General features: G+C 47.4%; 11 protein-coding genes. 6 read left to right on the forward strand and 5 right to left on the reverse strand.

The genetic code is table 11. The features are described 5' to 3' along the window. Position 1 precedes the first annotated feature (1 nt). The 4 genes from ACBP46_RS01725 to ACBP46_RS01740 all read left to right on the forward strand — a co-directional run bounded on the left by ACBP46_RS01725 (position 2) and on the right by ACBP46_RS01740 (position 5677). Positions 2–2809, forward strand: a complete 2808-nt coding sequence (locus tag ACBP46_RS01725) for a c-type cytochrome (protein ID WP_371015011.1) — start codon at positions 2–4, stop codon at positions 2807–2809. Positions 2810–2822: 13 nt separating this feature from the next. Next, on the forward strand, positions 2823–3851 hold the full coding sequence (locus ACBP46_RS01730) for an XdhC family protein (RefSeq protein ID WP_371015012.1): 1029 nt from the start codon (positions 2823–2825) through the stop codon (positions 3849–3851). Then, complete coding sequence (locus ACBP46_RS01735) at positions 3836–4435, forward strand: nucleotidyltransferase family protein (protein WP_371015013.1); 600 nt, start codon at positions 3836–3838, stop codon at positions 4433–4435. The genes ACBP46_RS01730 and ACBP46_RS01735 overlap by 16 nt, the downstream gene beginning before the upstream one ends. Before the next feature lie 171 nt (positions 4436–4606). Then, the gene (locus ACBP46_RS01740) at positions 4607–5677 is read left to right on the forward strand and encodes a YeiH family protein (RefSeq protein ID WP_371015014.1); all 1071 of its coding nucleotides are present in this window, start codon (positions 4607–4609) and stop codon (positions 5675–5677) included. A gap of 64 nt (positions 5678–5741) precedes the next feature. Here the strand turns inward: ACBP46_RS01740 and ACBP46_RS01745 are convergent, their stop codons facing one another. From ACBP46_RS01745 to pta, 3 genes are read right to left on the reverse strand one after another with little or no spacing between them, the layout of a single operon-like run. Continuing rightward, a complete protein-coding gene (locus ACBP46_RS01745) occupies positions 5742–6191 on the reverse strand; it encodes a GlcG/HbpS family heme-binding protein (protein WP_371015015.1) in 450 nt (149 codons plus the stop codon). Between the two features lie 41 nt (positions 6192–6232). After that, complete coding sequence (locus tag ACBP46_RS01750; RefSeq protein ID WP_371015016.1) at positions 6233–7000, reverse strand: sulfite exporter TauE/SafE family protein; 768 nt, start codon at positions 6998–7000, stop codon at positions 6233–6235. Next, entirely contained in the window at positions 6997–8007 is a 1011-nt protein-coding gene (gene pta / locus ACBP46_RS01755; protein ID WP_371015017.1) for a phosphate acetyltransferase, read from the reverse strand. The genes ACBP46_RS01750 and pta overlap by 4 nt, the downstream gene beginning before the upstream one ends. Before the next feature lie 140 nt (positions 8008–8147). Here pta and ACBP46_RS01760 point away from each other — a divergent pair, with 140 nt between their 5' ends. Then, positions 8148–8957 (forward strand): IclR family transcriptional regulator, encoded by an 810-nt coding sequence (locus tag ACBP46_RS01760; protein WP_371015018.1) that lies wholly within the window; start codon positions 8148–8150, stop codon positions 8955–8957. A 1-nt stretch (position 8958) separates the two neighbouring features. Here the strand turns inward: ACBP46_RS01760 and ACBP46_RS01765 are convergent, their stop codons facing one another. Both ACBP46_RS01765 and ACBP46_RS01770 read right to left on the reverse strand, forming a co-directional pair. Beyond that, the gene (locus ACBP46_RS01765; protein ID WP_371015019.1) at positions 8959–10674 is read right to left on the reverse strand and encodes a cobaltochelatase CobT-related protein; all 1716 of its coding nucleotides are present in this window, start codon (positions 10672–10674) and stop codon (positions 8959–8961) included. Positions 10675–10702: 28 nt separating this feature from the next. Beyond that, a complete protein-coding gene (locus tag ACBP46_RS01770; RefSeq protein ID WP_371015020.1) occupies positions 10703–11653 on the reverse strand; it encodes an AAA family ATPase in 951 nt (316 codons plus the stop codon). Between the two features lie 225 nt (positions 11654–11878). Between ACBP46_RS01770 and xsc the strand changes: the two genes are divergently transcribed. After that, positions 11879–13693, forward strand: a complete 1815-nt coding sequence (xsc, locus tag ACBP46_RS01775) for a sulfoacetaldehyde acetyltransferase (RefSeq protein WP_371015021.1) — start codon at positions 11879–11881, stop codon at positions 13691–13693. Positions 13694–13767: the final 74 nt, after the last annotated feature.

Consider the following 13767-nt stretch of genomic DNA (forward strand, 5'->3'; position numbering starts at 1 on the left):
AATGAGTCCACGTTCCTTGGCTACGCTTCGTTTTAATAACCAACAACTAACCGCAGCCCCCCAGTTACCGGCGACGGCCTATTTTTTATATGGTGCTGTGATTTACCCAGCGGCCGATGTATTGGCTGCTTTAACCGAAACAGATCCAGATCAAAGTCCATCGGTTGATTGGACAGCGGCACAACAGGTGCCGGGGGTGGTGAAATGCATACAACACCATCATTTTTTGGCTATTGTGGCTGCTCAACAGCATGCTGCGTATCAAGCGCGAGACAGAGTAGAGGTCGATTGGGGGCGTGCATCGAACACAGCTTCTTGGTCTCATAACGACGCCTATAGCTGGGACAGTAGTGTAGATAATACCGCAGCCTGGGCTGTGGCCCATTTTGTTGATCAACAACTTCATTTGTGGTTAAGCACAGCTTATCCGCGTCAATTGCAGTCTGAGCTAGCGGTAGTAACTGGGTTAAGTCCAGATCAGATTCTTCTCTATCAAAGTACAACACCTTTAACCGAATCCTATGACGTTGCCGTAGAGGCGGCGTTGATTGCTTTAGAAGTAGACCAGCCTATATATAGACAGGCGCAATCGCAGTTACAGGTGATTCGACTGGCGCTAAGTGACACTGCTGATACTACTTGGCAAGCCAATGTGCACCCAGGTTTAGGTACCTCGGTGGCTGCGCGTTTGCTAGGTTGGAATGCGCCTCAGCCTGCTGGCGTTGAAGTTCGTACTGATTACGTGAAAACAACGGTTGCTAATCACATAGAGTGGGTAGCCCCAACCGGACAACAGGCCGATTATGCCGCTGCTCTAAGCTTTGCGGCAGAGTCCGAGTTTGATGAGCTCCAACGGGCCCAAGGACAAGACCCTTTGCAGGCACGCTTAACGCAAATGCATGATGAGCGTGGTAAAAATCTGATTCAGCGCGCGGCTACTCAAGCCGGCTGGGTCAATGCAACCGGTGAAGTCTATACCCCACAAAAGCCAGACCATGGCTATGGTTTTGCCTATGTTAAAGCCTTTGATTACGAACAGCAGCCCGCCCAAGAAGTGTGGTCGGCATGGGCCGTTGAGCTCAAATACGATGCAACCGAACAGCAGTTAAATTTGAATAAAGTGACGGTTGCTTTTGATACGGATCAGCACAGTGCGCCGATTGATTCGGCCCAAACACAGATCAAGCACCGAATTTCACAATGGACCCAGCAGTTGTTGGGTTTGGCGGGTACCAAACCCGTTTCTACAGAAACCTCGTCCACCGAGCCGACGAGTGCAGCAACGGATCTAGCCCATATTCAGGTATTTAATCAAAGCCCAGTGGTGGGGCAGTCGTTAGCGTGGAGCAAAACCGTTGAGCTACCGGCAGCAGCGGCTATTGCCAATGCGGTCAAGGACGCAACGCAGGTTCGGCTCTATCATGCGCCTCTGGATTTAACACTAGCAACGCAGCGCTTAACAGGTCGCCAAGCCCGTTTAAACAAAGCAAAAAAACGGTGGGCTTGGGCCGGTGGCATGATGAGTGCCCTGACTGGAGCATTATTAGTAGCGGCACCTTGGCGTCCAGCCATTCCACCTGTGAATCAAGTAGACACCAGTATTTTTTCGAACCAAGCCATTGAGCGTGGGCGTTTGGTGGCGCTCGCAGGCGACTGTATGGTGTGTCACACTACGGAAGACGGTAAAACCAATGCAGGTGGCTTAGGCTTAGACACGCCCTTTGGTACCATTTACACCACGAATATCACGCCTGATAAAGAAACCGGCATTGGTGCGTGGTCGTATAAAGCCTTTGAACGCGCTATGCGCGATGGCATCCACCGTGATGGGTCCCATTTATATCCTGCTTTTCCTTATACTTCTTATGCACAGCTGAGTGATGAGGATCTGCAGTCTTTGTATGCGTATTTAATGGTGCAAGAGCCTGTATACGCACCCAACAAAACAAACGAGCTGCCTTTTCCGTTTAGCTTTAGGCCTGCCTTAGCAGGATGGAACACCTTGTTTCATAAAGAGCGCCAAGCCTATCAATACCAAGACGATCAATCACAGCTATGGAATCGTGGGGCGTACCTTGTAAATAGTAGTGGTCACTGTGCTGCGTGTCATTCGCCACGTAATGCGCTTGGCGGTGAAAAACGCGGGCAATATTTCTTAGCGGGGGGTGAGGCCGATGGCTGGGAGGCACCTGCTTTGAATGCATTATCTAAAGCGCCCGTAGCATGGACCGAAAATGAGCTTTATCAGTATTTGCGCACCGGGCAGTCGACGCAGCATGGTGTAGCAGCAGGTCCTATGGGACCTATTATTGCTGGATTAGCAGAGCTGCCTGAGTACGATGTACGTGCCATGTCGCATTATTTAATGAACATAGATGGGCAAAAAGCAGCAGTGCCCGCGACGGTAGCCTCGGGCAGTGCCAGTGTGGCGCAAGTTGAGCAAACAGCACAAACAGGTGACGTTGATGTATGGTTAATGCCTGGTAAAACGATTTACGAGGGGGCTTGTGCCGTGTGTCATGATAGCCAGTCGGGTCCAGCGTTATTTGGCTATAGACCGTCTTTGGCATTAAATACCAATGTGCATAGTGACAAACCCGATAATTTAATTCAGGTCATTATGCACGGCATTACGCGGCCTTCAGCCTCAGGTTTAGGCAATATGCCTGCTTTTAAACATAGCCTTAATGATTCACAACTGGTTGATTTGTTAAAGTATTTGCGCAAACAGTATGCACCTGAAGCCCCAGCGTGGGCTAATCTCTTAGAGAAAGTTCAACAAATTCGTCAACAACCCGGTCATCTCTAATAGCATTCACATCATGGAAAGCATCGATCTCTTAGTGCTCAGACAGTTAAACGCTTGGCGTCAAGCATCTCAGCATGCGGTATTAGTGACGGTGTTACAGACGTGGGGGTCGTCCCCACGCCCAGTGGGTGCCATGATGGCTATTCGTGAAGACGGGCGTGTAGTGGGTTCTGTGTCTGGGGGCTGTATAGAGGATGATTTAATCCGTCAGTTTAGTCAGACCGGTGCATTAGCGGCTCAGGCTTTGCAACTACCACAACGGCGTCAGTATGGTGTTAGTGCCGAGGAGGCGCACCGCTTTGGTTTGCCCTGTGGTGGCACCATTGAACTCTTATTAGAGTACAACCCAAAAGCCTCTCAACTAAGGCAGCTATTAGATCAGCTAGATCAAGGTATGTTAATGACCCGCTCTTTGCATCTGACAACAGGTACAGTGCGCTTGCAGCAAAGCATACAGTCAGAGGCACTTTACTTTGACGACGAGTGGTTACATGTGGGTTTTGGGCCGCGGTTCCGTATGTTGTTAATTGGTGCGGGACAATTAAGCGAGTATCTTGCTACGATGGCACTTTTTAATGGCTTTGAGGTTACGGTCTGTGATCCTCGACACCAATACCATCAAGGGTGGGCGGTGGACAAGGTTCAACTGGTAACGGGTATGCCTGACGATGAGGTGGTCACCTTTGGGCCTGACCCACGTTCGTGCATTATTGCTTTAACTCACGACCCAAAATTGGATGATCTGGCCTTGCTCGAGGCTTTAGCTTCGCCAGCCTTCTATGTGGGCGCTATCGGTTCTAGAAAAAATCACGCGTTGCGTCGTGCCCGTATGATTGAGCACTTAGAGCAAACGGAACAGAGTCTTGCTAAATTAAAAGGCCCCATTGGTATTTATATAGGTAGTAAAACCCCTGCAGAAATTGCTGTCAGTATTATGGCTGAAGTGATTGCTTATAAAAATAAAGTAGTGTTGCCAAGTCAGTTAAATGTGCAGCTAGCAAAAGATCACGCTGATAGAGTGTACGAGTGGGAACAGACATAGTACGCACCGGGATCGTGTTGGCAGCAGGTAGAGGCACACGATTTGATCCGTCAGGTCAACATAACAAATTATTAATCACTTTAGTGCATGGTAATAGCGTATTACGTAGTAGTTGTTTGGCTTTGATGTCTCATGTTGATGAGCTAGTGGTGGTGTTACGAGAACCGTGTCCTCGTATTGAGGCTGAGCTTAGGACATTGCAGCTACGCTATGTGTATTGTGAACAAGCGGATCAAGGTTTAGGGTATAGCTTGGCTTGCGGTATTCAACACACACACCCTCAACAAGCTTGGGTAGTTAGTTTGGGTGATTTACCCTTTGTGCAGAGCACTACTTATTCTATCTTATTGGCTAATCACGCTACCTATGGTGGCATTGTGCGTCCTAGCTATCAGCAACAGATTGGGCATCCTGTTGTGTTTTCTGCCTCTTTAGCCGACGAGTTAGCACAGGTACGGTATGCTGATGGTCCTAAACATATTTTTAAAAAATACGCGGATCAGAGCCGAGTCCTAGCTGTTAGCGACGCAGGCGTTTGCGCTGACATTGATTATCCTCGCCATCGTTATCGCTGCCCGTACTAGTTTTTAGCGGTTAAAGTCCTTTTACCATCACAGCTCGTTGCTCCGAGATATGATGGTTTTTTTTATTTGTGGTGCTTTCTGCCTATTTCTCATTAATTGAGACATTTTATTTTGATTATTGTTATTTTGAGCGTAGAATAAGCCTATGCCGATTAATTATTAGGATGAGTTATGGGAGCAACCACTGCACACGTTTCTACGGCAGAGCCACAGCAAAAGTCGGCTCGACCTCAAGTAAAACAGACTGATACACCACGTAAGCCATCTATTTGGCAGGGCATTGCTTTAGCAGCAGGCCTAGCCATCGTTGCTACGGCATTAGGTAAATGGCTACCCACTGTAGGTGGACCAGTGTTTGCCATTGTGTTGGGTTTAGTCATTCGCAACAGTTTAGGTATGTTGCCTGTTTTTCAACCCGGTCTAGCCTTTGCCTCGAAAAAGGTACTGCAGTGGTCGATTATTGCATTGGGATTTGGTTTGAGTTTTACTCAAGTAGTACAAACCGGTTTTGAGTCGCTGTGGGTGACTTTAATCACCATGGCAGCCGCTTTTATTGTGGCAGCTGTATTGGGGCGAGCGCTAGGTATACCAGATAAATTACGCACTCTAATTGGGGCTGGTACCGCCATCTGTGGCGGCTCTGCCATCGCAGCTGTTGCTCCTATTATTAAACCCGAAGAACATGAAACCGCTTTTGCGATTTCCACTATTTTTCTTTTTAACGTAGTGGCAGTGCTGGTGTTTCCTTTTTTTGGGCATGCCTTAAATATGACAGACATTGGCTTTGGCTTATGGGCTGGCACAGCGATCAACGATACCTCGTCGGTGGTAGCCGCGGCGTATAGTTACAGTACCGAGGCGGGTGACTATGCCACCGTAGTAAAACTGACACGTGCTACGTTTATTATTCCTATCTGTTTGTTTTATGTGTTTTTAGAAGTACGGCGTCAGCAACAACAAGGTGGGGGCTTTAGTATTCAGCGTCTTATTCCTTGGTTTATTGTGTGGTTTGTAGTGGCTTCTATGGTGCGCTCTACCGGCGTATTGCCTGCCGAAGTATTAAGCGTGCTGCAAACTATAGCCCAGTTTTTAATGGTGCTTGCACTAGCAGCCATTGGTTTATCCAGCAATATGCGCTTAATGGCGCGTACTGGTTGGCGTCCAGTGGTATTGGGTCTTGGGGTTTGGGTGGCTGTAGCGGTAACTAGTTTAGCAGTACAGCTTTATAGTGGTGCTTGGTAAAACGCTCTCCAAAAATAATAACTAGGTGGTTCTCATTGGCTCTTCCCTAGGGAAGAGCTTTTTTTTATCTAGCGTATTGCTGTAAGAACTCATTGGCTAGCATGGCTAATGCGTGATCATCGGCCAAACTGCGTCCGCTTATTCCTACAGCCCCGATCTGAGTGGCGTTTATTTCTAGAGGTACGCCGCCAGGTAAAGCGCACAAGGCTGGGTCCATAAAATCACTAAGTGATAAGGACTCACGTTGCAAACGCTCCTGCAAAGCTAAAGTGCTACTACCAAATCGTGCTGCACTGTATGCTTTGGCCTGCGCAATAGAAATAGTACGTACTGGGGCGGCGTCCATGCGTAGAAAATACTGCAGTGCCCCGTCTGGATTGCTTAACGCAATACACACAGGGGCTAAGCCATCTGCTTGGGCTTGCTGAACCAGCCAGTGCCCAAGCGATTGAGAGAGGGAGTCGGTAAGTAAAGGCATAAGTATTTTTTCACGTATAAAAAAGCGATAAGCCATGCACAGACTTATCGCTTAAAAAGATATAAAGAAAATAACAGTTAAAACATAAATTTCATGGAGTTAATGCTGCCGTACATGAGCCCTAAGCCAATGATGACTAAGCTGATAAACGTAATGCGACGCATCGTAGTGGGGCTGACGGGTGGGGGGAAGCGCTGAGCCAATAAAGTAAAAATAGCCACACAGGGAATTGCGATGGCCGAAGTTACTAAGGTCTCGGTAGGTAAGCCCTCTGTAATCACCTCATAAAATGTTCGCGTAAATGCGGTACAGGCAAACATTAGCAACAGCATGTTGCGGATGACTGCCATTTCCATGGGTTGGCGATACATATGAAAAATAACGGGAGGACCCGGCATGCCGAACAGGCCGCCACACAAGCCAGAAATAAACCCAATACCAAAAAAAGACTTTAGGCTAGATTCTTTGGTGCGTTGTTTAGGACGTAAGGCAAAGCTGATGCCGCTATAGACAATAATTACACCCAATAAAAACTCTAGAATGCTTGCAGCTTGGGCATTCAGGAAATTGAGTAACACCACCCCAATCACACTAGAGGGCACGATTCCTAACAAGGTGGTATTTGCAATGCGCCAATCGATATGGTGAAGGTGTCTGGGCAAGGCAATGGCACTGTTTACCAAGCTAATTAAACTAACCACCGTCGCAATAAAAGGCACACTAGTTAGCTCTAGACCGCTGCTCAGACCAATTACAATCATGGCAAGGCCAAAGCCCGTCACCGTTTGAAAGTAAGTACCAATAGCGATGACTAAAAGCAGCACAGATAAGGTTAAAAAGCTCATGTTGTATTTTTTCTCATATGGGCTTGAAGAGATGTGATGGCAATAACACAGTACACATCTTCTGTACTGCAGCCACGTGAGAGGTCATTGATGGGTTTAGCAAGACCTTGAAGTAACGGTCCGATAGCGGTGGCACCCCCTAAGCGCTCTGCAATTTTATAGCCAATGTTGCCGGCCTCTAGGTTAGGGAACACAAAAACATTAGCTTGCCCTTTGACTTGAGAGTTTTTAAGTTTTTTTGCTGCGATTTCTGGAATAATAGCAGCATCAAATTGCACGTCTTCATCAATTGCAACACCGGGTAGAGCGGCTTTAACGCGTTGAGCTGCGTTAATCACTTTGGTTACGGCAGGGTGTTGGGCGCTACCCGCAGAGGAAAAGCTTAACATAGCAATACGGGGCTCAACTTGTAATAAATAGCGTGCGTTTTCAGCTGCAGCAATAGCTATAGCCGCGAGTTCTTCTTCGTTGGGCTCAATCACTAAACCACAATCAGTAAAAATCACACCGTTGCGGGTAGGGTGATGGTCTTTATCCAAAAACATAAGAAAAAAGCTAGAAACTAGACTGGCTTCTGGGGCTTTGCCAATAAGTTGTAAAGCACTGCGCACCACATCTGCGGTACTATAAATAGCGCCAGCGACTGCACCATCCGCATAATCACAGTGAGCAAGCATGGTGCCAAAACACAATGGGTCGTTCAAAGCTTGGTGCGCTTTTTCCGCAGTCATCCCTTTATGGCCTCGACGTGCAACCAAGGCTTGTTCCAGCTCAGGCCGTTTTTTTGAGGTGCTAGGGTCCTCAATAATAAGGTCTTGAATATCAAGATAATGCTCAGCAGCTCGTTGCTTAATAGCCTCGCTGTTGCCTACTAGTGTCATATAAGCCAGCCCATGTTGGTGTGCTCGGCATGCAGCAGTTAAGATTCGAGGGTCCTCGGCTTCACACACCACAATTCGTGCGGGGTTCTTTTTAGCAGCGTGGATAAGGTGGTTTAATAATTGCATGTATCGCCTCGGTCTCGTTTTTTGGTACAGTAGGTATCGTTTATTGTTTTATAGAATTTAGCGAGAAATTAGGCTAAGGTCAAGATTTTGTGCTTTTTTTGGTATATTTTGTATTGAATAATAGAATTTAGGTGCTCAGAATGAACAATAAAGTGAACCCAGCGGATCTGGAGTCCGTGAAAATTGCAGGGGATACACCTGCTATGCGCTTGTTTAGTTTGCTAGAGCTGATTGCTGCCCAAGAGCGTCAGTTTGCTTTGCAGGATTTAGTCGATAACACGGATTTACCAAAACCTACAGTACACAGAATGCTGCAACAGTTAGAAAATGCAGACATGTTGATGCGTGATACTGATGGACGTCATTATTGTGTGGGCGGACGGTTACGTCGCTTAGCCGAAGACTTGTTGTTTAATGACACTCGATACGGAGCGCGTCATGCGGTCTTGAAGTCATTGGGTAATGAGCTGGGGGAAAGCTGTAACTTGACGGCATTAGCAGGCAATGAAGTCTTGTATTTAGATCGTGTGGAAACTGAAGCGCCTTTGCGGTTTTATTTACGGCCTGGTTCGCGTGTACCTGTGCATTGCTCGGCCAGTGGCAAGGTCTTGCTCGCTCAGATGCCACCCGCACAACGCCGTCGTTTATTAGCTAATGCGCCTTTTGATGTGTACACAAAAAACACGCTCCAGAGCTTAGAGGAGTTCGAGGCCGAGCTAGAGAAAGTGAAGCAACAAGGCTATGCGTTTGATAATGAGGAGTTTTTGCCTGGTTTGTTCTGTGTGGCAGTGCTAGTACCACGTCCTGATGGAAGTCGTTCTAACATGGCCGTTGCTACCCAAGCCCCCATCATGCGCATGACACCTGACAAAGCTTTAGAAACTCTACCTGCACTGCAACGTGCAGCACAGGCATTGACCCAAATAGAAGCGCAACTGGGTGAGTCTTAATCTAACGTCGGAATCCACGTAAGCTTTGAACAAAGTCATCAATAAAATGGTTGTCTAATCCTTTATGCAAGTCAGCAATAAGATAGTTTTGATAGAGTTGACCTAAATCTAGGCCTATACCAATACCACACACCTCCACACCAAGTGCTTGATACTGAGCAAGCACTTGTTGGAGATGGTTATCAATATAAAAATCGTCATTAGCCAAATTAGTAGCACTATCCATGGGCGAGCCATCGGACAAAACGTACAGTATTTTTCTGGTGGTGGACTGGGCTAAAAGCCGATCGCAAGCCCATTGCACGGCTTCCCCGTCTATGCCCTCTCTGTACAAGTCCAATTTCAACAAAGCCATAATGGCGCGGTTCGCGTGTTGCCATGAGGTCTCAGCCTCTTTGAAAATGCGGTGCTCTACCTCATTAAGTCGGCCTGGGTGTGGCTTACGGCCTGTAGCGCGCCAGCGTCTATAGGGGCGACCGCCATTCCAGGCTTGAGTGGAAAACCCAAGCACTTCAGTTTGAGCCCCCGCTCGTTCTAGGGCTTTGCAGAGTAAGTCCACCATCATGGTCAGAGTTTCTGCATGCATTTTCATTGAGCCCGAACAGTCAATTAAAAAGCTGACGCTGGTTTGGTGCTGGATAAGCGGTTGGGGGCGTTTAAATAAACGACGCTCCATGGGCGAACTAATTAACTGAGTGAGGCGGCGTCCATCAATGAGTCCCTCTTCTTGGTCCCATTCCCAACGCTCACCTAAAGGGCGCTCTAAGGCACGCCGTATACGTTGTACCAGCAAAGGAAAAGGGATGTGTTGGGCTGCAATGCGTTGGTTGATGCGTTCGCGGTATTCCTCTAATAGCTCGGTTCGCACGCTTTCTGCAGGGTGGGTGACCCGATCAAATTGCGCGTCAAAAATGACATAGCGTTCTTTTAATGCTGTGAACACGTCACTTTGTGCGGACTCTGCCGTATGGATAGCTCCTTCTTGGCCTGCATCTAGGTCTAGTAATAAGGCAAACGCGTCTTGGCTTGAATCGTCCTCTTCGTCTTCTGGGTTTTGCTTTTTCTGATGAGCTAAGGCCTGCTCCACACTACGTGCTACTAAATGGGCAATGGCTAAGGCATGAGGAATATAGTCGGCTTGATTGTGTCGGGCGCGCCGCAAACCAGCTAAAGCTGTTCCGAGCTCAGCATTAATTGAAGCACGGGTAGCCTCAATAAGATCTTCAGTTTCTTCGTAGACCGGTCGGCCCATTAAGCGGCTCCAGCACATTTGCGCTACGGTATATAGCAAAATACCTAAGGCCGTTTGGGTATGACCAGCATGATGAAAGCCAGCGGACCAGTAATAAAACCGTTTTTCTAAATTGGCTTTAACTCCGGGCAAGGTGTCGGGGGTTAAGGACTCAGTGCGCAAGCTTTCTAACCAGTCAAAAACCATACGAGCCAATGGCTCGTCGGGTAAATGAGATTGGTGCAAAGTCTGATCACTGTATTGCAATCGTATAGCTAAACTGTCTGCGACCCCACGTAAAAACTCTAGCTGCTCCTCGGGTTGTAAGCGCAGGTGCGGCGCGTAAGAGGCCAGACTTTGGTTTCCTTTGAAAAAATGTTGTTGCCGTAAATGGATGCTTGGATCAGCAGCTAAAGCGCGAGTCACGGCTGCACTTAGCTCGCGGACCCGGCGTTGGTGCCTCAAGGCGTCAGTGGATGCGGTCATAATAAGTAGCCTCCAGAGATCAAGAGCATTACCACACTAGCTCTTCATTAAAGCAACGCTGATAGAGCTCGGCCACCATGGCTTTTTCTGCTTCATCACATTTATTAAGATACGACACGGCAAACGCACGCTGCTTATCTTTAAAAATGGTACAGTTTTCCGCCCACGTAATCACAGTACGAGGAGACATCAAGGTGGATAAGTCGCCGGCAGCAAAAGCTTGACGCGTTAAGTTTGCTAAAGTCACCATGGCTTGGATATCTTGTGCACCTTGAGTAGTGTTTTTAATGGGGACGCGTCCTAAAACAATAGCCACCTCTTGCTCGGGGTCCATGTAATTCAGGTTTGCCACAATATTCCAACGATCCATTTGAGCGTGATTTAGTTGATGTGTACCGTGGTAGAGACCAGTGCTATCGCCAAGTCCTACGGTGTTAGCTGTAGCAAAAATGCGAAAATACGGATGCGGCGTTAAGACCTTATTTTGGTCGAGCATGGTGAAACGGCCTTCTTGTTCAAGAATTTGCTGAATCACAAACATCACATCAGGGCGTCCCGCATCGTACTCATCAAAAATCAAAGCAACAGGTCGTTGTAAGGCCCAGGGGATAACTCCCTCTTGGAAAGAGGTGACTTGTAATCCGTCTTCAATGCGAATGGTGTCTTTACCCACTAAATCTAAACGGCTGATATGCCCATCGAGATTAACCCGTATGCAGGGCCAGTTTAAGCGGGCGGCGACTTGTTCTATGTGGGTAGATTTACCTGTGCCGTGGCGTCCTTGCACAAGCACGCGTCGGTTATTGTTAAAACCTGCTAAAAGCGACAAAGTGACTTCAGGATCAAATAAATATGCTTCATCAATCTTGGGCACATATTCAGTGGGCTCTTCAAAAGCCATTACCTTCATGGTGCTGTCAAAATTAAATAGATCTTTTACGGCAACTTGACGCGTAGGTTGTTCAAGCAAGGTTTGCATTTTTGTCTCCAAAAAAGCCCATATAGGCAGTGATTTTTAGGGCTTGTACCTAGGGTTAATCATATATTATTAGAAAAAACGACACAAATCATTTCATTTATTTGTATTTTTGTGTTAGCTTAACCCTAAATGGCTGAAAATCTCGAATAAAAGTATTTTTGGTCTTGGAATTTGTAATTTGTGTGGCGGGTACGCTTAACTCGTCAAAATTGGAGACTTCATAACATGAGCCAAGTAGTTGATAACCGTAAAGTGGTCAGCGGCGTTACCAAGATGACCCCCTCCGAAGCCTTTGTGGAGACTTTGGTTGCCAATGGCACCACCGATATTTTCGGAATTATGGGTTCTGCGTTCATGGACGCAATGGATATTTTTGCTCCCGCTGGTATTCGTTTAATTCCTGTTGTACACGAACAAGGCGCTGCGCATATGGCTGATGGTTATGCGCGTGTATCTGGTCGTCATGGTGTAGTGATTGGACAAAACGGTCCTGGTATTAGTAACTGCGTTACCGGTATTGCGGCCGCTTACTGGTCACACAGCCCTGTGGTTATTATTACCCCCGAGGCAGGTACCAATACTATGGGTCTAGGTGGTTTCCAAGAGTGTAACCAACTCCCTATGTTCCAAGAGTTTACTAAGTACCAAGGCCATGTGACCAACCCTGCACGAATGGCTGAGTACACAGCGCGTTGTTTTGACCGCGCTAAAAGCGAGATGGGTCCTACTCAGCTCAATATTCCACGTGATTACTTCTACGGCGAAATCACATGTGAAATTCCTCAGCCTCAGGTAGTAGATCGTGGTCATGGCGGCGAACAGTCGTTAAATGAGGCGATTGAGCTATTGCGCAATGCAAAATTCCCCGTCCTTATTTCCGGCGGTGGCGTGGTTATGGGTGATGCAGTTGAAGAATGTATTGCTTTAGCCGAGCGCTTGGGTGCTCCTGTAGTGAATAGCTATCAGCATAACGACTCATTCCCTGCCAGCCATCCACAATGGTGCGGACCATTGGGTTACCAAGGTTCCAAAGCAGGCATGAAGTTGATCTCTCAAGCTGACGTGGTTATTGCTTTAGGTTCACGCTTAGGACCATTTGGTACCTTGCCTCAGTATGGTATGGATTACTGGCCTAAAGATGCCAAAATCATCCAAATTGATGCTGATCACAAAGTATTGGGCTTAGTGAAGAAAATTTCCGTAGGTATTTGTGGTGATGCCAAAGCCGTAGCTACCGAATTGACTAAGCGTTTAGCCAATGAAACATTAGCGTGTGACGCAACCAAAGAAGAGCGCGCTCAGAAAATAGCGGCTGAAAAAGCCGAGTGGGAAGCCGAGTTAGACGGTTGGACTCATGAAAAAGACCCGTACAGCTTGGACATGATTGCAGAAAACGCCAAAGAGAAAACCTTTAATGGCGGTGACTACTTGCACCCACGTCAAGTATTGCGTGAGCTAGAAAAAGCCATGCCAGAGAACGTAATGGTCTCTACCGATATTGGTAATATCAACTCCGTTGCTCACAGCTATTTGCGCTTTGAAAAGCCACGTAGTTTCTTTGCACCAATGAGTTTTGGTAATTGTGGTTATGCTTTGCCTACTATTATTGGTGCCAAAGCAGCCGCGCCTGATCGTCCTGCTATTGCTTACGCAGGTGACGGGGCATGGGCTATGAGCATGATGGAAATTCTGACAGCTGTACGTCATGACATTCCAGTGACTGCGATAGTATTCCACAACCGTCAGTGGGGTGCAGAGAAGAAAAACCAAGTTGAGTTCTATGACCGTCGCTTTGTAGCGGGTGAACTTGAAAGCCCATCGTTTGCAGGCATTGCCGAGTCCATGGGTGCCGAAGGCATTGTGGTGGATCGTCTTGAGGATGTCGGTCCAGCACTAAAACGTGCTATTGACATGCAAATGAACGAAGGCAAAACCTGCGTTATTGAAATCATGTGTACACGTGAGCTAGGCGATCCGTTCCGTCGTGATGCCCTACGTAAGCCTGTACGTATGCTAGACAAATACAAAGATTATGTCTAAGTCTGCATAGACGACCACTGGTTACGCTGTAGAGGCTTTAGCTTCTACAGCGTTTTTTGAATAGATGTAGAGGT

This window comes from Paenalcaligenes hominis, assembly GCF_041359055.1.
In the GTDB taxonomy this organism is placed as follows: Bacteria; Pseudomonadota; Gammaproteobacteria; order Burkholderiales; family Burkholderiaceae_B; genus Paenalcaligenes; species Paenalcaligenes hominis_A.

Coding starts and splice junctions, on each gene's coding strand:
- ACBP46_RS01770 (WP_371015020.1), bottom strand. CDS start 11,653: ATGCAAACCTTGCTTGAACAACCTACGCGTCAAGTTGCCGTAAAAGAT.
- ACBP46_RS01725 (WP_371015011.1), top strand. CDS start 2: ATGAGTCCACGTTCCTTGGCTACGCTTCGTTTTAATAACCAACAACTA.
- pta (WP_371015017.1), bottom strand. CDS start 8,007: ATGCAATTATTAAACCACCTTATCCACGCTGCTAAAAAGAACCCCGCA.
- ACBP46_RS01730 (WP_371015012.1), top strand. CDS start 2,823: ATGGAAAGCATCGATCTCTTAGTGCTCAGACAGTTAAACGCTTGGCGT.
- xsc (WP_371015021.1), top strand. CDS start 11,879: ATGAGCCAAGTAGTTGATAACCGTAAAGTGGTCAGCGGCGTTACCAAG.
- ACBP46_RS01765 (WP_371015019.1), bottom strand. CDS start 10,674: ATGACCGCATCCACTGACGCCTTGAGGCACCAACGCCGGGTCCGCGAG.
- ACBP46_RS01760 (WP_371015018.1), top strand. CDS start 8,148: ATGAACAATAAAGTGAACCCAGCGGATCTGGAGTCCGTGAAAATTGCA.
- ACBP46_RS01745 (WP_371015015.1), bottom strand. CDS start 6,191: ATGGCTTATCGCTTTTTTATACGTGAAAAAATACTTATGCCTTTACTT.
- ACBP46_RS01750 (WP_371015016.1), bottom strand. CDS start 7,000: ATGAGCTTTTTAACCTTATCTGTGCTGCTTTTAGTCATCGCTATTGGT.
- ACBP46_RS01740 (WP_371015014.1), top strand. CDS start 4,607: ATGGGAGCAACCACTGCACACGTTTCTACGGCAGAGCCACAGCAAAAG.